At 44.8% G+C, this 23277-nt stretch carries 20 protein-coding genes and 1 pseudogene; 10 read left to right on the top strand and 11 right to left on the bottom strand.

Annotation, left to right across the window (positions count from 1 at the left end):
• The 3 genes and pseudogenes from ACQEXP_RS12255 to ACQEXP_RS12245 form a co-directional block, all read left to right on the top strand.
• A pseudogene (locus tag ACQEXP_RS12255) lies at positions 1–509 on the top strand (hypothetical protein); the annotation flags it as partial.
• Entirely contained in the window at positions 509–2143 is a 1635-nt protein-coding gene (locus ACQEXP_RS12250; RefSeq protein ID WP_426970153.1) for a BatD family protein, read from the top strand. The pseudogene ACQEXP_RS12255 and the gene ACQEXP_RS12250, both read left to right, overlap by 1 nt.
• Positions 2144–2304: 161 nt before the next feature.
• On the top strand, positions 2305–2781 hold the full coding sequence (locus tag ACQEXP_RS12245) for a L,D-transpeptidase family protein (RefSeq protein ID WP_269375660.1): 477 nt from the start codon (positions 2305–2307) through the stop codon (positions 2779–2781).
• Here ACQEXP_RS12245 and yddG read toward each other — a convergent pair.
• The 7 genes from yddG to ACQEXP_RS12210 all read right to left on the bottom strand — a co-directional run bounded on the left by yddG (position 2771) and on the right by ACQEXP_RS12210 (position 9934).
• Positions 2771–3676, bottom strand: coding sequence for an aromatic amino acid DMT transporter YddG (gene yddG / locus ACQEXP_RS12240; RefSeq protein ID WP_426970151.1), 906 nt, complete (start codon positions 3674–3676; stop codon positions 2771–2773). The two genes, ACQEXP_RS12245 and yddG, sit on opposite strands and share 11 nt — an antisense overlap.
• Before the next feature lie 56 nt (positions 3677–3732).
• A complete protein-coding gene (locus ACQEXP_RS12235) occupies positions 3733–4131 on the bottom strand; it encodes an OsmC family protein (protein WP_426970149.1) in 399 nt (132 codons plus the stop codon).
• A gap of 983 nt (positions 4132–5114) precedes the next feature.
• Positions 5115–6386: a hypothetical protein gene (locus ACQEXP_RS12230; protein ID WP_426970147.1), complete on the bottom strand. Its 1272-nt coding sequence runs from the start codon at positions 6384–6386 to the stop codon at positions 5115–5117.
• 425 nt (positions 6387–6811) lie between these two features.
• Positions 6812–7810: a Gfo/Idh/MocA family protein gene (locus ACQEXP_RS12225; RefSeq protein ID WP_426970145.1), complete on the bottom strand. Its 999-nt coding sequence runs from the start codon at positions 7808–7810 to the stop codon at positions 6812–6814.
• Positions 7811–7845: 35 nt separating this feature from the next.
• Entirely contained in the window at positions 7846–8460 is a 615-nt protein-coding gene (locus ACQEXP_RS12220) for a LysE family translocator (protein WP_426970143.1), read from the bottom strand.
• 111 nt (positions 8461–8571) lie between these two features.
• A complete protein-coding gene (locus tag ACQEXP_RS12215; protein WP_426970141.1) occupies positions 8572–9492 on the bottom strand; it encodes a LysR family transcriptional regulator in 921 nt (306 codons plus the stop codon).
• Positions 9482–9934: an Lrp/AsnC family transcriptional regulator gene (locus ACQEXP_RS12210; protein WP_331428036.1), complete on the bottom strand. Its 453-nt coding sequence runs from the start codon at positions 9932–9934 to the stop codon at positions 9482–9484. Before ACQEXP_RS12210 ends, ACQEXP_RS12215 begins: the two co-directional genes overlap by 11 nt.
• Positions 9935–10138: 204 nt before the next feature.
• Here ACQEXP_RS12210 and yjeH point away from each other — a divergent pair, with 204 nt between their 5' ends.
• Entirely contained in the window at positions 10139–11398 is a 1260-nt protein-coding gene (gene yjeH / locus ACQEXP_RS12205) for an L-methionine/branched-chain amino acid transporter (RefSeq protein ID WP_331428034.1), read from the top strand.
• Here the strand turns inward: yjeH and ACQEXP_RS12200 are convergent.
• Positions 11391–12149 carry a class II glutamine amidotransferase gene (locus ACQEXP_RS12200; RefSeq protein ID WP_426970139.1) on the bottom strand — a complete coding sequence of 253 codons (759 nt, stop codon included), beginning with the start codon at positions 12147–12149 and terminating at the stop codon, positions 11391–11393. The two genes, yjeH and ACQEXP_RS12200, sit on opposite strands and share 8 nt — an antisense overlap.
• Before the next feature lie 35 nt (positions 12150–12184).
• Positions 12185–13609 (bottom strand): PLP-dependent aminotransferase family protein, encoded by a 1425-nt coding sequence (locus tag ACQEXP_RS12195; protein ID WP_426970137.1) that lies wholly within the window; start codon positions 13607–13609, stop codon positions 12185–12187.
• Between the two features lie 96 nt (positions 13610–13705).
• Here ACQEXP_RS12195 and ACQEXP_RS12190 point away from each other — a divergent pair, with 96 nt between their 5' ends.
• Positions 13706–14365: a pyridoxamine 5'-phosphate oxidase family protein gene (locus ACQEXP_RS12190; RefSeq protein WP_426970135.1), complete on the top strand. Its 660-nt coding sequence runs from the start codon at positions 13706–13708 to the stop codon at positions 14363–14365.
• On the opposite strand, the gene ACQEXP_RS12185 is transcribed toward ACQEXP_RS12190, so the two are convergent.
• On the bottom strand, positions 14362–15381 hold the full coding sequence (locus ACQEXP_RS12185) for an AraC family transcriptional regulator ligand-binding domain-containing protein (RefSeq protein ID WP_426970134.1): 1020 nt from the start codon (positions 15379–15381) through the stop codon (positions 14362–14364). The two genes, ACQEXP_RS12190 and ACQEXP_RS12185, sit on opposite strands and share 4 nt — an antisense overlap.
• A gap of 108 nt (positions 15382–15489) precedes the next feature.
• On the opposite strand from ACQEXP_RS12185, the gene ACQEXP_RS12180 reads away from it, so the two are divergent.
• The 5 genes from ACQEXP_RS12180 (at position 15490) to ACQEXP_RS12160 (ending at position 21833) form a co-directional block, all read left to right on the top strand.
• Positions 15490–15813, top strand: coding sequence for an MFS transporter (locus ACQEXP_RS12180; RefSeq protein WP_269375671.1), 324 nt, complete (start codon positions 15490–15492; stop codon positions 15811–15813).
• The gene (locus tag ACQEXP_RS12175; RefSeq protein WP_426970132.1) at positions 15813–17036 is read left to right on the top strand and encodes an HlyD family secretion protein; all 1224 of its coding nucleotides are present in this window, start codon (positions 15813–15815) and stop codon (positions 17034–17036) included. The genes ACQEXP_RS12180 and ACQEXP_RS12175 overlap by 1 nt, the downstream gene beginning before the upstream one ends.
• A 196-nt stretch (positions 17037–17232) precedes the next feature.
• Positions 17233–18579 (top strand): magnesium transporter, encoded by a 1347-nt coding sequence (locus tag ACQEXP_RS12170; protein WP_269375673.1) that lies wholly within the window; start codon positions 17233–17235, stop codon positions 18577–18579.
• A 728-nt stretch (positions 18580–19307) separates the two neighbouring features.
• The gene (gene codB / locus ACQEXP_RS12165) at positions 19308–20546 is read left to right on the top strand and encodes a cytosine permease (RefSeq protein ID WP_426970130.1); all 1239 of its coding nucleotides are present in this window, start codon (positions 19308–19310) and stop codon (positions 20544–20546) included.
• A gap of 9 nt (positions 20547–20555) precedes the next feature.
• Positions 20556–21833: a cytosine deaminase gene (locus tag ACQEXP_RS12160; protein ID WP_426970128.1), complete on the top strand. Its 1278-nt coding sequence runs from the start codon at positions 20556–20558 to the stop codon at positions 21831–21833.
• A gap of 50 nt (positions 21834–21883) precedes the next feature.
• Here ACQEXP_RS12160 and ACQEXP_RS12155 read toward each other — a convergent pair whose 3' ends face one another.
• The gene (locus ACQEXP_RS12155) at positions 21884–22642 is read right to left on the bottom strand and encodes a TerC family protein (RefSeq protein ID WP_426970126.1); all 759 of its coding nucleotides are present in this window, start codon (positions 22640–22642) and stop codon (positions 21884–21886) included.
• Positions 22643–23277: the final 635 nt, after the last annotated feature.

The following is a 23277-nucleotide window of genomic DNA, read 5'->3' as shown; positions in this document are numbered from 1 at the left end:
AGCAACAGCAACAGCAACAGCAACAGCAACAGCAACAGCAACAGCAACAGCAACAGCAACAGCAACAGCAACAGCAAGGTGAGTCATCTCAGCAAGAGAGTCAACAACAAAATGGCTCTCAATCCGCCTCATCTTCACAAAATCAGCAAGAGAATAAAGGCGAACAACCATCATCAGACTCTCAACAAAGTGCTTCTCAGTCGTCAAGCGAACAGCAGCAGTCCAGTCAGCAAAACGATCAGCAAAGCCCATCTGATTCGACTCAGCAAAGTTCAGAGCAGAAAGCGCAACAAAATCAAAAAGCAAACGATCAGACGACGCCGGAGGATTTGCCCCAAGAGCAAATCGGTGAGGCAACAACCCAAGACAATCAACAGGCGATTGAGCCTGAGCTAAGGAAGCTTCAGCAGGTAGAAAGTGCGCGTGACCCAAGCCGACTTCTCCGAGCTCAAATCTTGCTCCAAGCTCAGCAAAAGAAACCGCCTCAAGATACAGGTAAGAAATGGTAATGAAGAGAATCATCAAACGACCTATTGTCGGCATACTGGTCGCCGTGCTAACACTAATGAGCCCGCTAGCACTAGCAACCAACATTACTGCCACAGTAAGTACCAACAAAGTAGTGAAAAACCAAGTGTTTCAGTTACGTGTGGTGGTTGACTCAAAAGTCTCATCTGATGCGTTGGACTTGTCTGGACTTGAGAAAGACTTTTATGTCGGCAGACCCAGCTTTGGCAGCTCCATGAACTTCATCAACGGAAAACGTTCCAACAGCAGTGAATGGAACATATCGCTTGCGGCACAACGCCTTGGTATTGCGACCATCCCTAGCTTTACCGTTGACGGAGCCACATCTCAGCCAATCACGATTCAGGTATCCGTTGACAATGATCAACCTCAAGTCAGTGATTTAGTTGAACTGCACAGTAACCTCAGTAAAACAACACTTTACCCAAAAGAAAGCACTCAGTTGACCACCCGATTAATTGTCAAGGCCGACCCAAGACGACTACAAAATCCCAATATCATTGCGCCAAGATCCCAAGGCGTTGATCTAGAGCCGATGGGAGAACCCAATCAGTATCAAGCTGTCGTTGATGGTGTTGAAGTAACGGTTGTCGATCAAAACTATCGAGTGACCGCACAACAATCTGGGCAATTCACGGTGTCGGGGATCGGCTTTACTGGCAGTGTCGTCTATGGCGACAATCGAACTGGCACAACCAAACTAGTATCAGCAAACACGCCAGCCGAAGAGTTTCAAATCATAGTACAGCCCATTCCGAGTGAGTATCAGGGACAATGGCTACCAGCGGCAGCGCTGACCTTATCCCAACAATGGCGTGATTCCAATGGTCAGAACATCGACCCTTCTCAGCCATTTACGACCTCGGTCGGAGAGTCGCTCACCCGAGAGGTTTACCTAGACATAGAAGGTTTATCTAGTGAGCAGTTTCCCGAACTCAAAGTAAATTACCCAGATTCAGTACGCGTCTATCAGGAGAAACCTCAGTTTAGCGATCTCGGGGATGGAAAAACGCGCATGACGTTAAAACAAGTCCTTATTGCTCAGCAACAAGGGCAAATCGATCTGAGTCAGATTGAATTGAATTGGTGGGATAGCAGCAATCATCGTAAGGCGAAAGCCAGTTTAGAAGGTTTGCAGCTTGTCGTGAATCCTGCGTACCAAGTCAACAACGAGCCCATCTCAGCACCGGCAGTGTCGTCGCCACAATCACAAACCATCACCATTTATCAAGCTGGAATTTGGCCCTATTTGACGGCGCTATTTGCCCTACTCTGGCTGGCTACCTTAGTGTTGTGGAACAGAGCACGCCACGCAGGCATACCTGATGAGACCGAATCTGTTGACAGTCCGACAGAAGATAAACTCAAGGCTGCCTTGGCGGCTGACGACAGATTACAGGCTAACTTCCTGCTCAATTGCTGGCTAGAAGAACACTCTCAAATAAACGCAGAGATTCGCCAACAAATTGAACAGCAACGTGCGGCGATGAACCAGAGCAGTTACTCGCAATCCGAACAGTCATGGCAAGCAACTGAACTGATTAGTTTGCTTAAAAAGGTTCGTAAATCGAAAATGAGCCGCAGCAATAAAACCTCTGAGCTCGCCTCTCTGTAAGCCGCGTAATAAAAATCAGGGCAGCCTAATTGTGGCTGCCCTGTTCACTTTAACTCTGCTGATGATGAACTTTCAGCTTAATACCAAGTGATGAAATCACTCCTTATTAGTAAAAAGATCGATTAGACTGATAAAAGTATAGTTAGCAAGGGAATGTCGTTTTGGCTAAGTGGTTGTTTGTCGTTGGTTTAGTATTTTGCTTACCTACTTGGGCGAGCGTAGATCTCATTAAAGTAGATAAATCAAAGCGTCGAATGTATTTGATTGAAAACAACGAGGTGATCAAAGAGTTTCGAATTGCGCTTGGTAAGAGACCAAAAGGTCATAAAGTCTATGAAGGTGACCAACGCACACCTGAAGGCCGTTACTTTTTAGATTTTGTTCTTGAGAACTCAGATTTTTATCGCTCTATTCATATCAGTTACCCTAACCAACAAGATTTGGCCTACGCAGAAAAGCGTAACTTAAACCCAGGTGGCAACATAAAAATCCACGGACTCAAAAATGGTGAGACTCGCCCAGTCAACTTTGTGCAAAGCTTTGACTGGACGGATGGATGCATCGCGATCAGTAATCAGGAAATGGATCAATTACTTCAATTAGTTAAAGTGGGAACGCCAATAGACATTACTTGGTAGCTGACGGTAATTTTTCGCGGGTCACCCACCAGCACATCAAAGAACCGATAGTCACCATTACCACTCCTTGAATAAAACTTTGAGTCAACACCAATCCCAAAATAAGCGAAGAGATCACCGTCGATAGCACGGGAGTAAAGTAGGACATAGTCGCTAGCAGTACCATGTTGCCGCCTATAATCGCGTAGTTCCAAAGCGCGTATCCACTACCCATTGCGATACCCGACACCAATAGAAGCCCACCGGATTCAAGAGTCAGGGTCATGCCAGTTTCATCACTGAAGGCGTACTTAATCCACAACGAAACAGCCGTCATGATAAAAAATAGCGTTATCGCATTCTGGCCATTGGAGATTCGTTTAGTCAGGTTGCAGTAGATAGCCCAAAGAAAGGCACCAATAAAGGCCATGGCATAAGTAGTGGGATTGGTCGCCACATTCGCGGCTATCTGCGCGAGAGACAAGCCCTGATCGCCAGTGATGCTCCAAGCAACACCAAAGAAAGCCAACGCAATACTCGGATAAACCAATAGGTTGGTTTTCTTGCCACTACTCAACACCGCAAGCAACACGGTTAGCGCAGGCCAGAGGTAGTTGATCACGAGCATCTCAATCGCTTGTTGTCGCGAGTTTGCCATTGCCAGAGCTAGCGCAAGACAAATTTCATACGCAACAAACAAGCCACCGCCAATCAAAACGTAGCGCAAAGAGTACTGTCGCAGTTTAGGTACCCCCATCACCAGCACCAAAAACAGTGACGCCACTGTATAAATTGATGCCGCTCCGCCAACCGGTCCGAGCATTTCAGTGACGGCCCTTGCCAAGCCCATAACGCTGCTCCACAGAAGAATAGCGATCATACCGGCAATGGTGAATTTATGATTATTATTGTTCATCCAATTTGCTCAAAAAAAAACCGAGCTGAACGCTCGGTTCTATCAATGAAAGGGAGTTAAACGATTTCCCAGCTGTGCGTCATCTCGACACCTTTACCGAGCATTAAGCACACTGAACAATACTTCTCTAGCGAATCCGCTGCCACTTTCGCCACGACGTCAGGCGATAGCTTGTCACCTGATACCTCAAAGTGGATATTGACCTGAGTAAAAATACGCGGCGCGGTTTCACGACGTTCTGTGGTCAGTTTTGCTGTACATGCTGTCACAGCCTGACCCGCTTCTTTAAGACCATCAACCACGTCAACGGAACTGCAACCGCCCGCTGCCATCAACACCATTTCCATCGGACTTGGTGCCGTAGCTCCGCCGTTACCGTCCATAACGATTGAGTGACCAGACTGAGATTGACCCAGAAATTTAAACTCTTCTACCCACTTTACTTCAGCTTGCATAATTCACATATCCTACTTTATGAAACAATGCCGCTCATCGAGCGACTTCTTTCTATGACCTTTTAGATGACGCGTAGTTTACCACTGTATCTGACCACTTTGATATTGGGAAAGTGTCGCTAAATTGTTTAAGTAGTTCAACAACATCGTTTCTTAGATCTGCTATCCATTGTCCGACATGCTGGGTCAAAGAGCTTTGTAGTGTTTCCATCAAAGCGATTTTTAGAGTTCATCCTATCAGAACGATTGTCTTACAAGCATCATAGATGTTACACCCCGCGCTCATAACACCTAGAACAATGCTGATAATACGTCCCATGTCTTGACTATTTGAACAAAATACCCAGATTGAAGCAGTAATCCCAAACCAGATAGTATAAGAATTTAGAAACATTAAAATATGCACTCTCACACTTATATTATTGTTTCTATTATAAAAACAACTGCGAGACCTTGTATTATTATGCACATAAACCCCAAAAAATGCACAATATTATAAATACCAAATTTAAAACAAATTCCACATCCATAAATTTAAGAGTCGATCGATATAATCTTCAAGTATTTCATAAACAGATTAATCTACTATTTTTGACACCTTAAACCATTCCACCATCAATGCCACCTAAGAGAGCCATGACTTCAATGTTACTTAATTTGCACACTAATCACTTACATTTACGACACATGCATATAAATAAAGAAAATTATAAAAACCCAGCAGAATAATGAATTTGCAGCCATAAACAAGTGGATAAGAACACCAGAATTTTTAAGTTTGAATACAAAAAATGGGTACTTAAGTGAGTAACATAAAAATCTTGTTCCCTTGTCATACCAAATCATTGACTCATTTTTTTTGCTTGAAAACAATGAGTCTAAGAACGACATGTAATTATTGTTACCGTAGATTACCATTGTAATACCTATAATCATGATTACCATGACTATCACCCATGCAGAAATTATCAAATTAAACATAGTTAAAATAACTCACCTGCTGTCTCATAAAGTTTTTCTGCTAACATTTTACCAAAGCCACTAGCATATGCTCCACCTAACGCACCTCCAATAGCTGCACTGGTAGCAACACCAATTGCTATAACAGGAGCTGATGTAACTCCAATCATTACCAATGCCACCCCGCCAACAGTGACTCCTACCTTTCCTGCAACACCACCAGCAAGAATCCCAGCAAAGAGCCCTGTTACTTCTGCTATCGTTTTCTTCCCGCATTCACTGGTACCGTTTGTCTTACAAGCATCATAGATGTTACTCCCAGCACTCATTGCGCCTAAAGCAATACCCACATAACCAATTTTCTCAGTGCCTTTTAAAGCACCTGAAATGTTTGCAATCCTTTTGCCGAAATCAGGGATCGACTTTCCTTTAACAATCTCATCGGCGTTATGAATTACGGATTTGGTTGAGAGCTTTAAAGTGTTTTTTAACTTAGTTTGAATTGGGATATTTAACGACTTCATCGTTAGCTTGCTAACATGGTTGTCTAACTTAGAAAACAGTACTGATCTCTCTGAATGAAACTTCGGGTAGTTAATCTGTTGCCCTTTGCTGGCAGGTTTTGCCACTTTCTCCACATAGAGCTTTTCAATCTGCTGCAGTGTGGCATGGATTCCTTCTAAATGTGTTTTTGAACCAGTTGCTAAAGAACCAACTCCAACACTGGCTTGCGCAAACTTGTCTGTTGGCCAGCCTTGCAGTTTTGCTTCTAGTAGATATTCGCTAATCAGTTCATCAAATAGGAAAAGGTGTTGATGTAGTAGGTTATTTTCGACTTCGCTGAGTTCAGCAAGCGCTTTGCTGGCAGCAACACATTGTTCAGTTAAGCATTGTAATTGTTTTTGTTCAGAATCATTCGTTGCCTCTCCTTCTGCGATGATTATGATTTCACCTTTTCGAATAGGATCATTGAGATGAGCGTTTAAAGAGTAAATATTATTAATATCCTTTGCTTTTGTATTTGATGAAAATACATACTCTTCAAAAAATTGAACCTTAGGCATTGATGTATGAGCTTGCATGAAGCCAAGATCAAAAAATCCACAAGAAGTCGTATCATTATTGGCTTCAGAGTGATTTTCCGAATAGCCTTGTTGGTTAAGTCTATCCTCCTTTTCCATTGCCATAGCGGTGTTTTGCGCTTTTCGTTCTTGTAGCATTTTGAACTCTTCAGCATTCAATTCAGCTAAATTTCCTTTTCTAATTTTAGTGCAAAAATCACAGGTACATAACATTATTTTGATCCTGATGTATATATCAAAATCTAAAAATCACCATATTATAACGGTAATTTTCCCTAATCTTGATATAACACAACCCCTAGTTATATATGGTTATTAACCTATACATATACCTGTCGACCAAAACAATAAGAAAATTCTGATTCTATTTGTATTAAAATCAGCAGTAAGAATTTATTTGAACTTAATGGCATTTATAACACTAACTAACGTTATTAAGATTTGAATAAATATCAAAAATCAATGATGTATTTTTTACATTTTTATCATTAGAGGTGGTTTTTCATATCAACAATAAGAGAATAATATTATTGTTGATATGAAAAGATTCATTACTATTAAATTAAATGCTTTTACTACGATTGAGCCAGAAACTTAAAGTCTTCTAGCCACTTTACTTCAGCTCACATGTGTCTTGTCTATTGTTGCTTGGAAACCGAATCATCAGTGGGGAACACGACCCCTGTTTGACGACGAATTTCTTCAAGTAACTTAGCGACAACGAGTGAACGTTGAGTGCATTGTTTATTGGCTGATTGTTGCTTAAATTGGTCTGCAAATTCAAGTGCTTCGTAATACATTGGGTTACTGACCTGATCGACGCTTTCATCAACCCGACACTTATCACTGCGTAGGATTCTCGTTAGCTTGCTAGCAGTGGAAATCATTTCCATCTGCAACACCCCTTCTTCCCCCTGAATCTCACTAGGCAAGTAAGAGTCACTGGTCTTTGAATGCTGGAGTACGACTTCAAAGCCCTCATAATTAAGAATGACACTCCCACTGCCATCAACACCTGAATCAAGCAGTTGCGCTTGTGCCTTAACCATCGTCGGTTCCCCAAACAACTCTACTGCCGAGCTCAGACAGTAAAAACCAATGTCCATGATTGAGCCATTCGCAAACTGAGGATTAAAGGTGTTAGGATTTTCACCAGCAAGATACTTGGGATAACGGGATGAGTACTGACAGTAGCTAATCATTCCTTTACGTATCTGACCAATCGACGGTAACAACTGCTTTAGCTTTTTAAAGTTAGGCAAATGAGCCGACATAAACGCTTCAAATAGCAGCACATTATTTTGCTCTGCTACCTCAAACATCTTCTTAGCTAACGCGTAATTGGATGCCATTGGCTTTTCAACAATGACATGTTTTCCTGCTTGCATCATCTGAATAGCCTGTGGGCCATGCAATGAGTTGGGACTGGCGATATAGACCACATCGACTAGCGAAGAAGCGCCAAGCTGCTCTAGATCATCGAACAGTTTTGGCGAGCCATATTTTTGTGCAAAACTGCTTGCCTGCTCCATCGAACGAGAATAAACCGCTGCCAGCTGATATTCATCGGTCATCAAAGCTGCTTCGATAAACTGATCCGTGATCCAGTTTGTTCCTATGACCGCTAGCTTAATCATTACAAGATCTCCTTAGTGAAACGCAATCGTCTGCCCTAAACTGTCATGACAACGCGCAACGCAAGTAAAATTAACACTGCACCAGACAAACGGTCGATCAACATCGCTTTGGAACGAATCTTATCAATCAGCTTGGGACTGGAGAGTAAAAAGGTAATTAGGGTATACCATAAGCCATCAACAATCAGCGGCGTCATGACAATCAGGCTTTTGGCGGTAAACGTATCCCCTACCGCAACAAACTGGCTAAACAATGCAATAAAAAACAGGGCAATTTTAGGGCTTAACAGAGAGATCAATAAACCTTCTTTTGCCGATTGCCACACGCTAGTTTGTTCTCCGGACTCAAGTCGAGCGGCTACTCCCCCTTTCGAACGCAGTGCGTTGTAACCCAAATAGGCTAAGTAGGCAGCGCCAGCGTAACTGATTGTTTTAAATAGCAAGGGAGATTGCTGTAGCACGACGGCTAAACCAATAAGGGTGATAAAGGCATAGATGCCAATGCCAAAGGCATGTGCCCACGCTGTCGCTAAGCCGTTGACTCTACCACCAGCGAGGCTATGTTTGGCAACCATCGCTAAACTCGGCCCCGGAGACATAGCACCGAGAATACAAATGGTGAAAAGTGAAAGCCAAATCGTGAACGTCATTGATATTATCCTTGTTGGAGTCGAGTGGATCTCGACATTGCTAACTGGCTATCCAAATTAAATCATCCTGATAATGATCTGAAATCAAATGTTGTCATGGCCATAATGATTTCAAATCATACCGATTGAGTAAGGAGATGTCTGCATTGCATCAAGGACATTGCTGCGCATCCACTGGTGAGCCTTATCCTGATCGTATTTCGGATGCCACATTAACCAGTAAAGATGCTCACTGGTGTCAAAAGGCAGAGGACGATAGGTCAAATCTGACTCCCTAGCGAGATGATAAGCAATGTGTTCAGGCACTATCATCAGGTAATCGCTACTTTTCAGCGCATTCGCGGCAGCAGAGAAAAATGGCACTTTCAAAGCGATCCGACGTTGATAACCTAGCTTAGCCAGAGCCAAGTCAGCATGACTATCCTTGTCACCCCCGCCTGTCACTTTGAGGTGAGGATAGGCGACCAGCTCTTGGCATGTGATGCTTTCTAGACGAGCAAGCGGATGCTCTTTGCGCATCACACACATCGATTTATCATGACCAATTTTGATACTGCTTAAATGTTCGGGCTTATGTGACAACATCGTTGACGCTAAGTGAATCCCAGTCTGGTCAAACTGTGCCAAATACTCAGGCTGCCATAAGCGGTAAGCAATATTGACCTTAGGCGCCTGAGCCGTAGTCAAAGACACCACGTCCGGCAAAATATACTGTGCAACATAATCACTCGAAGACAAGACAAACTCTTGCTGCCATACCCTAGGATCAAAGGGCTTATCAGCCAGAAGCGCATCGAACTCTCCAAGCAAGCTGCGGAGCTTGTCCTGCATTTCAAGGGCTCTTGGTGTCGGCACAAGCTGGTTACCATCACGAACCAGTAACGGATCACCGCATACATCACGCAGTTGCGAGAGCTGTCTGCTCACCGCAGATTGCGTAATATGCAGTCGCTGTGCCGCTCTGCTGACGTGGCACTCTTCAAGTAAAACATGCAGCGAACGCAACAGATTGAGATTTAAGTTACTTAGCATGGTGTAAGGTATTAAAAAATTCGGTTAACACGGTGTGGGTCATCAAATGGCGGAGCTCTGGGATTTTTTGCAACTGATCTCGAATCGCATTCAATTGAGTCATCGTTTCCACTTCAACATAAAGCATCATATCGGTTTCGCCACTAATCGCATGGCACCATTTGACCCCATCGATTTGATAGATTTGATCTGCGTAGGTCTCGCAATATTGAGTCGAACTCGACATATCAAACTTCAACGCTAGATAGGCTTTAATGAGTTCGGTGCTCTCCTTTTTTGCCACTTCTGCGTGATAACCAAGAATGACCTTCTCGGACTCTAGTTTTTGAATGCGTGCGGTCACTGCTGAGCGCGAAAGATTTACCTGGCGTGCAATATCGCTCACGCTCGCTCGGGCATTGAGTTTTAAGATATTGAGAATCTGTTGATCAAACTTGTCCATTGAGTTACTTCCCATGTGCTCCAACTTATCCTGTCGGTTGAGTGCAATGTGACATAAAAAGTCGCCAGATGAAAGCAGACAAATTGACAGCTCTTTGTTAGCAAACCGACAATATGACGGCAAACTGCGACGAAATGACTAATGCATAGATAAGCCGCTTCGGCTAATCTATGTGAAAAAATAGGCAGGGATGCAAGGAAGTACATGAGTCAATTAAAACAAGAGATTACATTGCTGTCAGGGATCGGACAGCTATCAACGACCTTGCTAGGCACGGGATTATTTATGGTGCCAGCCATCGCTGCAGGCATCGCTGGTCAACTGTCGTTATGGGCATGGCTGGTACTGTTTATTGCCATCTGCCCTATCGCTTTAACCTTTGCTCAATTGGGTAAGCACTTTCCCAACGCTGGCGGCACCGCCTATTTTGTTCGCAAAGCATTCAATACCAAACTTGAAAAAAGTGTCGCTTGGCTGTTTTTAAGTGTCATACCGGTTGGGGTGCCTGCCGCGATCGCTTTAGCCGCGGGTTTCCTGCAACAACTGCTACCTGACGGCCTCGGGTCCTCGTTAACAGCGCAAATAGTCACCGTTGCACTCTTGGTTGGCGTCAATCTGGCAGGTGCGAAATCATCAGGCCGCCTACAGACCGTCATTGCCATTGCTATTTTTTCTTTGATTACAGCATTTTGGTGGAAAGGCGGCTTTACTGTCCAAGACCTCACCTTGCCTCCTCTAACAACAGAGGGCTTACTGCCGATTGGATTGGCTCTTGGCGTGATGTTCTGGTGCTTTGTTGGCATTGAAGCCTTCGCCCATATGGGAGAAGAGTTTAAGAATCCACAGCGCGACTTTCCAATCGCTATCATCATTGGCTGTTTTGTCGCGGGAGCTACATATTGGATCTGTTCAATCATCATTCTCAAAATGGGCGCTTTCGGTAACCCTTCGTTTGACAGCACCTCTATCCCTTGGATATCAGAGCAGTTGTTTGGGGTTGAATTCAAAACACTCATCAGTGTGATTGGTTTTGCTGCCTGTTTTGCCAGTGTCAACCTATACACTCAGAGTCTGTCACGTATGTTGTGGGCACAAGCAAGAGAGTACACGCCTCAAAGCGCAATAGCTCGTTTATCTATTCGAGGTGTACCCGCCAACGCCACCCTAGCCGTCGGTGCAGTGGTTTTGGTGTCATGTCTGTTCGGTGAAATGTCTGGCTTAGACTTGGAGTTTTTCCTTAAGCTCGCTAACGGAATTTTTGTGCTTATCTATCTACTCGCGATGCTGTCAGCCTATAAACTACTGACGGGTTTTAGCCGTAAGCTTGCAGGTCTCTCGCTAGTACTGTGTAGCGCAGTATTTGTCTGTCTAGGTTGGTCAATGCTTTACGCCGTCTCTGTGTTCGCCATACTAAACCTACCTTGGAAAAGATGGCGAACGCTAAGACAGAGCAACGTTAGATAAGAAAACTTTCGACAACGTCAGAGTGGATTTGGAGAATGCTTTGTGGTGTAACCGATTTCCACTCACTGCTTTGCTCTAAAGGCTCAGACGCTAATACGATGTTTGCGCCATCTTGTTTGATAAACACGGTCGGCGCATCTTGGTTAGAACTATAACGCACTACCCAGAAGTGTTGACCGTCGGAAATACAGATCGACGCTTTTAGCGGATCACCAACCTGTTTCTTTTCCATCTCGATACGGATCGTTTCCAACGTTTTTCTTATCGCTTCAATCGGGTTGTCGACCAACCCGTTTTGCAACATTAAAAGGAAAATCAACTCGCTGTCAGTTGTCCCCATACGTTTCAAAAATAGTGGCTCACTGAGTAGTTGCTGCAATGGGTATTTAACCTGATCAAAACCACCTATCTGACCATTATGAAGAAACATCCAGTTCTCATAGATGAATGGATGGCAATTAGAGCGCGAAACTTGCGTTCCGGTCGACGAGCGTACATGCGCCATAAAGCGATGTGAACGGATATGGTGAGCCAAAGATCGAAGATTCTCATCTCCCCACGCGGGTAAAACTTCATGGAACTGGCCCGGCGTTTTTCGCTCGGTGTACCAACCCAGTCCAAAACCATCAGCGTTGACACGAGTCACTGCTTTTCTCGCTTCTAAGCTTTGATGGACCAATGAGTGTTCAGGCTGATAAACCAACTCATCTAAATAGATTGGCTCTCCTTGATACGCTAACCAGCGGCACATGTTCTTCCCTTATATGATGTTTACTTTTCTTCATATCAGCACGATTCAAACAACTCGGCAAGCGTTTGAATGTGCATTTCTATCTCGTTTAACGCAACATTGCCAAAACCAAGCACTGCCCCCGACCAGTCTCGTTGAGTTTGATTAGTATGTTCATAGTAGCTCAAAGGACGAATCACGATTCCACGTTGTTTCGCTAAGTCCGTCCACTGCTGTTCATCAACATAACCTCGCCATTTAAGGGTAATGTGTAAACCTGCCGCTTGGCTGATGACTTCAACCTTGTCAGCAAAATAGCGGGTGATCATTTCGAGCATTCGTTGATGCTTTAGCTTGTACAAACGGCGCATCTTACGAATATGGCGGATAAGATCGCCTTCTGAGATAAAGTCTGCGAGCGCCGCTTGGGCATGAGTGGGCGAGTCCCCGGTTAGCGCATCTTTAATCATCAACGCCTTCTTAACCTGCGACTCCGGAACCACAAGATAGCCGAGCCTCAAGCCGTTAAACATCACTTTGCTCAAGGAGCCAACATAAATCACATGATCGTCATAACCGGTTTTTGCCGCCAATCCCTGTAAACTTGGGTAAGGACGATGGGCGAACTGGAACTCACTGTCGTAATCATCTTCAATGATCCACCCCTGCCTCTGCTGCGCCCACTCAATCAACCTCAGCCGTTGATTGATATCGAGCGTTGTCCCCATTGGATATTGATTACTCGGTGTCACATAAATCACCCGTGCTTCGCTTTGCTCAACCCTCTCTAAATCAAGGCCATTTTTTTCTGTCACTGTCACTTCGAGCAACGCTAAGTTGAACAATTTGAGCACTTTGGCCATTTGTGTATAACCAGGCTGTTCCATCAACACACCAGAGTCCTGCTGCTTAGTTAACAACGCGGCAATTGCCAAAGCCTGCTGAGCACCAGATGTAATAATGATCCGACTGGGCTGACACACCACGGAGCGACTTGATGCCAGATAGCTCGATAGCGCCTGACGCAATGTCGCATCTCCTTGCACCTCTTGCCCCCCTAATAACGAGGCTCGACCTAAGTGACGCATGAGTAACCGTTGCCATTTCTGCTGAGGGAATTGCGCCAAATCAGGAACTCCGGGAGCAAACGCTTGATTATTAATCGAAGGGGTGGTCACACAGTGAGCTTCAACCCGCGCTACAGAGGTAGCAACAAACTGATCGGGCAGTTCAAGTGCGACGAAGTATCCTGACCCGATCCGACTTTCTAAATAGCCTTCTGCGTGAAGCTGTTCATAGGCGTGGATCACGGTGTTTCGACTCAGATGGAGCTCTTGTGCCAGTTTTCTCGTCGAGGGAAGCTTTAAACCTTTCCCCCATAACTGCGTGGCTATCTTGTTGCGAATCGCCTCAAACAACGCGGTTTGTTTGGTGGTCGTTTGGTCATCAAGTTGCAAGTCGCCAATATCAATCAACGCCATAAAGTGGATCCATCCATTATCTAAAACTGGCTCTAAATTAAGATCCAATCTAAAGCTACATTAACGATAAATCAAACCGTTATCGAGGAGAGAGTCATGTTATCGACCACCAGCCGAACTGAAATCAAAAAAGGGGCGCATAAAGCCGTTAGCGAAAGGCAAGCTTTGTACGACATCATCGATGAATCACTGGTCGCACATATTGCGATTACCGCTCAGGATCAACCCTACGTGATCCCAATGCTCGCTTGGCGTGTTGACGACTATGTCTACATCCATGGCGCTCACAATAGCCGCTTATTGCGCAATTTAAAAAGCGGTGCTCAGACATGTTTGACCTTCACTCTGTTTGACGGTTGGGTGCTGGCTAGAAGTGCATTTCACCACAGCGCTCACTATCGAAGCGCGGTTGTATTGGGTCAGTTTACTCCGATTGAAGATCGGAGTGACAAAGACAGATTGCTCAATCACTTTATTGAGCAAATCGCGCCACAACGTACACAAGATGTCCGTTTAAGTAGCACTAAAGAGTTAAACGCCACCATGCTGCTCGCTATTCCTTTGACAGAAGCGTCAGTGAAGATCAGCTGTGGCGAGGTAAACGACGATCAAGGCGATCTCTCACTAACCGCTTTTGCAGGCTACTTGCCCTATCGAACCGTTGTGGGTCCCCTGACGGCCGCCAGTGATTCCAAGCATCAGCACATCCCTGATTACAGTCAGGCCTATGGTTCTCGTTGGCACGAGGAGACTTAATTCACTCTATGCCCATCCAAAGCAAAATGCTGTATGTATTGGCTGGGCGTCATCCCACGATTTTTCTTAAACATTCGATTAAAGCTCGCAGTATTTTGATACCCTAATCGTCTCGCCACGGTATCCGTGTCCACCCCTTTAGCCAGCATAGAGACAGCGATATTGCTGAGCACATAACCACATACCGTTGAAAAGTTCATGCCCAGTTTTCTCAACGTTCTTTGAAGTTGTTGGGTCGACATACCTAATAAGGAGCTAACATGCTCTAGAGTCGGCAACCCGTAGTAACGGCTATAATTGATGACCTCATAGATGACTTTGACTTCATCTTCAGGATCGGGCATGTTCAATAGCTCATCGAGGTCAGCGAAGTTCATCGCTAAACGCCCTTTCTGTATCTGGCTTTGCTGCTTGGATACCAAACGTAAATCAGAATGAAACCATATTTCCGTACATGAGTGGCTCCAATCGACATCACAGCCAAAATAGGCGACATACTTACTGTGGTCTTTGCGTATGCCCGACAACCTGACTCGTAAGGGTGCAAAGTCATCGCCAAGATACATACGCATTACTTTGACCAGAATCATCGCCATTCGAATGCTGTCGTGAGCTTTACAACTCGGCTCAACATGCGGATTTCGGTATGACCATTTGATGATGGAGCCGCTGATGGACGCAGAAAGAAAAGCGCCATTTTGCAGACTGCTCAACCCATAGTTAAGACGACGAATGGTTGAGGCGAAGTCGGAACCTGACAGCAACCAATGACTGATCGCGCCAGCACGAGAAACTTCATGATCCCGCGCAAGATCCAAAATCACATCAGGATTGCCAGTCAGACGCTCAAGTCTCGTGTACCATTCATTGACCACGGAGATGGGGACCAAAGTCATCGGATTATTGAAGACATCTTCAGGGATACCCAGCTCACCAGATTCAATTTTGTAGCGTCTACGTGCCTCCTGATGGATGTTGGTAATCCCGATCGCACGGATAAATCTAACTTTCTTCACTGACAGATCCATTCATTTTGGAGTGACATTTGACTCAATGTGTCACAATGTCTACCAACTTTCAAATCTAGATCACAATCAAGCTCCGCTATTACATTGGAGCCTTGAATGAGTTTACTAAGTGTCCCGTTCGTTGGAACCAGCGCCGATACCATCTTACACGTCGTCGCTACTGTTGTGCTTGTAGGCACTATCTCTGCCGCACTATTTGGATTTTGGAAATTCCACGAACTACCAATCAATAAAGCCCACAGTAAAGATCATCATCAAATAGGATTAATAACTGCACTCACTTGGATTGGTTTTATCTGGCACTGGGTTTGGGTTCTCGCTGTCATTCTTGCATTCGTTGATGTGGAAAAAGCCATCATCAACCTGCGTGATACTTGGCGCCACGCACCAAAAGTCAACAACGATCAGGAGGAAGCGTAATGTTAGAAGGCTTAGCAGTATGGTCACTGTTTATCTATCTATTGCGTTTGATCGGTATGCCTTGGAACAAGGCAACGAAGACATTCGCCTATCTAGGTGGTGTATCATGGCTAATGTTTGTTTGGGTTGGCTTAATCAACTTCACACCAATGGATCTATCCGGCGGTTCTGTTGTTCAATCTCCTCATATTCAACTGCGCCCTGATTCAACCAATGTTACGGGCAAAGTAAACAAAATCTACATTGAACCTAATCAACAAGTACACAAAGGACAACTTATTTACGAGATTGATCCTACCCAGTACCAGATTGCGTTCAATCAGGCCAAAGTGGCCGAAGAAGCAGCACAAGTGGCTCACCAAGTTTCGATTGAAGACATTGCCATTGCAAAAGCAACGTACACCTCGATGTTGCAGGACGTGAAGACTACTCAAAGTCGCTTAGCTTCAGCCAAAGCAGACTACGAGTTGCAACAGAAAATGCTTAAACGCTATGAAGAGCAGAACCGTGTGGTAAAAAATACCATTACTGCCAGTGATATCGACAAGCAGCAAACCACCGTTGAAAAAGCTCGACATAACATCGCTACGATTGAGTCTGAGTTGAGCAGTAAAAAAGTCGCGGCAGATAAAGCAAAGCTGGCGATTACCAAGTCAGAACTTACGGTTCAGAGCCGCCAAGCGGATTGGAAAACCGCGAGCGAACAACTGGCGAAAGCTCAGTGGGACTTAGACAGTACCAAAGTCTATGCTCCGGCGGATGGATTCGTGACTAACTTTATTCTGCGAGAAGGTCAGCGCGTCTCTATGATGCCTCGCCTCCAAATGTACACCAATGAGAAGTACGTATTAATGCGGGTTAATCATCAGGCTATCCGCAATGTCAAACCGGGTCAGCCAGCTGAATTTGCCTCTTCAGTCTACCCAGGTAAGATTTTCTCAGCTCAAGTCGAAGGTATTGTTGAAGCCACTGGCGAAGCACAAAGTAACTTATTAGGTATGGACCAATCCGTGCGCACGACCACTGGAAAGAATTTGCAAAACAAACACCACTTTGTGCGCCTGAAGATTGAAGAAGGTCAAGACTACGATATACCCGTTGGTTCAGTCGGCTTGGCGTGGGTGAGCGGTGAAAAGCCGATTGGATTTATGGCGTTTTTGGATGCAATTCGCGGAATTATCATCCGTATGAAATCGCAGCTTTACTACTTCTATTCCATTTAACCACTGCAAGAACACAAATATACCGCCAGCCCGTCTGGCGGTTTTTGTTTCACCAGCGATTAATGTGGCTTAAAAACGACCACTCAACCTCAATCCAATGCTCAAACTATTGTCTGTGACTCGCTAGTGTATTGTTTTTCTGCTAATTTCAACTACCGTGATAAACAGAATCTCCGTATAAACAACGAGGTAGTTAGTGAGCCAGTTCCAAGATCTCTCCACCCTTATTGCGCAGATCGCGCAAGCAGATGAAGCCGATCAGATTAGCATTCTTAATAACGCGATCGAACTTGGTTTAGATTCCGGCTCTATTGCACTGGTTCTTGAAGCCTTTCCCCTAGAGGATCGTGTGCGTTTATGGCGCAGTCTTCCTCTTGAACTGCATATCGATGCATTGACCGATGCCCGTGCAGAAGTACGTCATTCTATCATCGACCAGCTTTCTGAAACCGAGTTGAAGCTAACTCTAGCAAAACTCGACAACTTATCGCTTATCGAATGGGCAGATTCTCTTCCTGAAGAGATCATCAACGAAGCCTTGCAGTTAATCGAAAAGGACGAACTTGAGCTCTACGATCAAGCAAACCAGTACCAAGACGATGAATTAGGTCGTTGGGCAGAACGTAAAGTAGTGACGTTACCTTTTAGTATTTCGGTCGAAAAAGCGAAAGGGTTGATGGAGCGATACAGCTATGACGCACCGCAACAAATCTACTTAATCAATAAAGCTAAACAGTTTCGTGGCGTGGTAAGTTACATCGATCTACTACGCGCCGATCCTGTTGAGAGACTGAAAAATCTCGCACTAGACAATATCGTGACCCTCAGTGCTAAGCTGAGTTTGGCGGAAAGTATCGATGCTTTGGAGCACTCCCCTCTTCCAGTTATGCCCGTCACTGACGAATCACAATTGCTGGTTGGTGAAATAGATTGGCAATTTGCTCTTAGCAGCCAACGCGAAATCTACGAAGCGCGATTGATGGCCGGTACCGGTATGGACGAAGGCGATGACCTGTTTGCTCCGGTTGTAAAGAGCTCGCAGAAACGTGGTGTTTGGCTTGGTATCAACCTAATGACGGCGATTTTAGCCTCTGTCACCATCGGGTTGTTTGAAGATGTCATCGCCCAAGTCGTGGCTTTGGCCGTTTTAATGCCGATTGTTGCCTCTATGGGCGGTATCGCGGGTAGCCAAACCCTTACCCTGATGATCCGCGCTATGGCACTTAATCAGATCACAACGGGTAACCGTTGGGCGCTGCTTAAGAATGAAATTGGCATTGGTTCGATCAACGGACTGCTGTGGGCATTGATCATCGGCGCGATTGCTGGCTTATGGTTTCAGTCATCAATCCTCGGGGCAACGATCGCCTTAGCCATCATAGTCAACATCATTACCGCTGCTATGTTCGGGGTCCTGATTCCAATCGCACTGGATAAACTTAAGTTGGATCCCGCTCTTGCAGGCTCAGTAATCCTAACCACAGTCACGGACGTCGTTGGCTTCTTTGCTTTTCTTGGCACGGCGAGTTTGGTCATGCTCTAAAGGAAGAATTAGCAAATATGACATGAGTTGCATTTTGCAATTTCAATATGCAAAAACAAGCGTAAATATCTGCAAATAACCGCCGTTTTAGCGCAATTAGTCGCTATTAAAGCTGGCACATATACTGCAATAGTATGCTTGACCCTTTTTAAGCCGAGGGTCACCTAGCCAACTGACGTTGTTAGTGAACCTGATTTGTTCACACTTATATTGGCCAATCTCCCATCTTGAGATTGGCCTTTTTGTTATATGAAGAACTGACTCAAACCATTGGCTCTCCACATCAGAAACAGTCATTTTTTTCACCTTTAAACCAAATCCACCCTACAAGCCCACATTAACACCATTCAGAGCTCAAAAATTAACCGGTCAAATTAAGAGAAAACTCAATGCCTATAAGATAACGTTTGCTTATCTGAGGATAATGGCCGCCACTACCGAACACTCATTACAGAATGCTATATATGATAATTTATAGGAAAAAACCCATAGCTGTACGAAGTTAATCGCATTTAAGTTTGGTAAAAACCTTCATAAACACAAAATAAACATAACAATTAAAAATCATAAAATATTGTTTTAAAAGAGATAAAAATGACATACATAGTAATAAATCAAAAACATGTACATTGAGAATTGACAGCAACTTAAATATCAACATAATACGCGCCGTTTACCTAAAATATACTGACAATTTTTCATCATCAATCTATTTGCGGAGGTTATAGATGGCTGCGGACAATAACTACAGTCTAGGACCAGTACCGGACACAGCTCGAAAAGGCGTTGCTTCACTGACCATGGTCATGTTGGGACTGACATTTTTCTCCGCGAGTATGTGGACAGGCGGTTCACTCGGTACGGGGCTCTCATTTGACGATTTCTTCCTCGCAGTCCTAATTGGTAACCTCATTCTTGGCATATACACTTCTTTTCTTGGCTACATCGGCGCTTCTACTGGTCTCTCTACTCACCTTCTTGCACGTTTCTCATTTGGGACTAAAGGCTCATGGCTTCCATCCGCTCTATTAGGTGGCACTCAAGTGGGCTGGTTTGGTGTCGGTGTTGCCATGTTTGCCATTCCAGTTCACAAAGCAACGGGAATTGACACCAACACCTTGATTATCATTTCTGGCCTGTTAATGACTGCAACGGTTTACTTCGGAATTAAAGCGTTAATGGTACTTTCAGCGGTTGCGGTACCGGCAATCGCTATCCTTGGCAGTTACTCTGTGTCTATGGCAGTCGACAGTGTCGGCGGATTGGAACAACTTCAACTTATTGAGCCTGAAACCCCAATGGATTTCTCAGTGGCATTAGCAATGGTAGTAGGTTCATTCGTCAGTGCTGGTACCTTGACCGCCGATTTCGTTCGTTTTGGCAAAAAGCCAGCTGGCGCGGTACTGGTGACCATGGTGGCGTTTTTTATTGGTAACTCACTGATGTTTATCTTTGGTGCAGCCGGAGCGGCGGCAACAGGTCAAGCGGACATTTCTGATGTGATGATTGCGCAAGGATTGCTGATCCCGGCTATCATTGTTCTGGGTCTAAATATCTGGACGACCAATGAAAACGCTCTCTACGCATCGGGACTAGGCTTCTCTAACATTACAGGCCGCTCAAGCACCATAATGTCTATAATCAACGGCCTCGTAGGAACGATATTCGCTTTGTGGTTATACAATAACTTCGTCGGCTGGTTAACCTTCTTATCGACTGCAATCCCACCAATTGGCGGCGTAATCATTGCTGACTTTATAATCAACCGTAAACGTTATAAAGACTTTGCTAATGCCCAATTTAAAACCGTTAACTGGGCTGGTATTGTTGCTGTTGCAGTTGGCGTTGCGGCAGGTAAATTTATTCCGGGTGTCGTGCCGCTAAACGCTGTACTTGGCGGTGCACTTTGCTACGCACTTCTAAACCCACTATTCAACAAACACGCGCTGAAAACACAAGCAGCGTAAGGAAGCATCATGACAACGCTATTGATCAAAAACGTAAAACTGTCAGACCAAGAGGGTTTGAAACAGATCCTGATTGAAGATGGTCAATTTAAGCAGATCTTAGACAACGATGCTGATTTGGCTTACCAAGGAGATCTTCTCGACGCAGAAGGTGGATTAGCTGTTGCGCCGTTTTGTGAACCCCATATTCACTTAGATACCACCCAAACCGCCGGTGAGCCTAACTGGAACATTTCAGGCACATTGTTTGAGGGGATTGAACGCTGGGCTGAGCGCAAAGAATTGCTTTCTATTGATGACGTAAAAACACGCGCTAAACAGACTCTGAAATGGCAAATTGCCAATGGTGTCCAACACGTCCGTACCCACGTTGACGTATCAGATCCAACACTTACTGCGCTAAAAGCGATGGTTGAGCTGCGTGAAGAGATGAAACCATGGGTTGATATTCAAATCGTCGCTTTCCCGCAAGAAGGAATACTCTCCTACCCAAACGGTAAAGAGTTGATGGAGCAGGCAGTACAATTAGGCGCAGACGTGATTGGCGCAATCCCTCATTTCGAGTTCACTCGCGAATATGGCATCGAATCGCTTCATTATGCCTTCGAGTTAGCACGTAAATACGATTGCCTGATTGATGTTCACTGTGACGAAATTGACGACGAACAGTCACGCTTTGTAGAAACCTTAGCCGCACTCGCGCACAAATATGAGATGGGTCATAAGGTGACGGCGAGTCATACCACGGCTATGGGTTCATACAACGGTGCTTACGCTTCTCGCCTGTTCCGTTTGCTGCGTATGTCTGGCATCAACTTTGTGGCGAATCCTTTGGTCAATATTCATCTTCAAGGACGCTTTGATGACTACCCTAAGCGTCGCGGTGTCACACGAGTTAAAGAGATGCTGGCAGCCAATATCAATGTCTGTTTTGGACACGATGATGTATTTGACCCTTGGTATCCGTTGGGCACGGCAAATATGCTACAAGTGCTTCATATGGGGCTGCATGTTTGTCAGGTGATGGGTTACGAGCAAATTAACAACAGTTTAGCTCTCATAAGCACCAACTCAGCACGTACGCTAAACATAACCGACAAGCATGGCATCGAAGTCGATAAACCTGGCAGTTTGCTGATTCTACCCGCTGAGAATGGTTTTGATGCCGTCCGACGTCAAGTTCCTGTTCGATACTCTGTACGCGCCGGTAAGATCATTGCACAAACTCAACCTGCAACAACGGAAATACATTTGGATAGTACTGAGCGCGTGACGTTCAAGCGCTAAGCAAATCAAACTAAAAATGGGAAGCATAGGCTTCCCATTTTTCACCGCTGTTACGCGACTAGCGCTTTTCTCTTGAGTCTAGCCACTTGATTCAGATGCATAGTTTGCTTCTTTTTAAGCTGGATGTGGCACATTTCCAGCACCAAGCCAAATACCATTGCAAAGTAGACATAACCTTTGTTGACGTGAATATTAAAGCCTTCTGCCAACAACAGACCGCCGAGCAAAATCAAAAAGAGTAGTGCCAGTGTTTTAAAACCAGGGAAGCGGATCACTAGATTGTTAATCTTTTCAGCCGTCAACACCATCACCACTGCTGATGCGAGGATCGCAGCGACCATAATTGGCACTTGGTCAGTCAGACCAACCGCAGTAATCACTGAATCCATTGAAAACACCGCATCGACCGCAACAATTTGAAGTAACACTACCGCAAGACCGGTTCTCATATGCGTTGAGTGATTGGTTTCATGATGCGTCAACCATGCCCACAGCTCTTTACCACTCTTAGCTAGCAGAAATGCACCACCAGCAATCATGATCAACTCTCGTCCGGTCAAACTGTAGTCCGCAAGCGTGATCAGAGGCTGAGTCAACGACATTACCCAAGAAATCGAGAAAACCAAAATAATCCGAGCCACTACCGCGAGTGAGATACCTAGGTTGCGAGCTAACTGACGTTGGTGTGCGGGTAATCGTTCACACAAAACTGAGATAAAGACAACGTTATCCACACCGAGGACAACCTCAAGGGCAAACAGTGTCGTAAAGATAACCCATGTTTCGGGTTGCATGAAAAGTTCTAACATTGTTTAACTCCCACGATTGTGAAAGTTAGGGAAGTGTTCAGTCGACTATAGGGGTCGTCCATTTAAGATATAAACCTCTGTTACTTAGGAAGTGTTAGTAAATCACCGGAACGACACCTAAGCAATATCCACATTTGTAACAGAAAATTTCAGGCAAAAGAAAACCCCACTAAGCTTTCGCCTAGTGGGGTCTATTCTTACTCGCAGCAATCCGGCTACTAATAGGTGCTCCCTGCATCTATTCCTTGATAGTACGCTGAATCCTTCAGCACTTTCCTTATCATCGCCTTCCTAGCGGTGTCCTTGGCAATCCAGCCCGTTAACTATCCTAGTTAACTCTCATCACTCAATCCTAAGTGGTGTCCCTGATTCTATCATCCTGATAGCAATTGCCTTAGTCCGTTAAGCGTCCATTGTCTTTCCTTGTGTAACCATCCTAGCTACTAGCGTCCAGCCAATGTCCTTCGCTTTCCATGCCAATTATTCATCCTGAATAATCGAATCTTCTTCCTGAAGATGACCTATCCTTGGGTCTTTCCTGTTCCGTGTCTGCATCCTGCCGACAAATTAAGATTAAGCGAACGGTATTTTTTCACAACGGATAAATTTTCATTTTTGATAAATTTTCCTTTGCT

Source organism: Vibrio sp. TRT 1302, assembly GCF_050113875.1.
In the GTDB taxonomy this organism is placed as follows: Bacteria; Pseudomonadota; Gammaproteobacteria; order Enterobacterales; family Vibrionaceae; genus Vibrio.
Note: the sequence above shows the minus strand (reverse complement) of the source record. Positions and strands in the feature narration are given on the sequence as shown.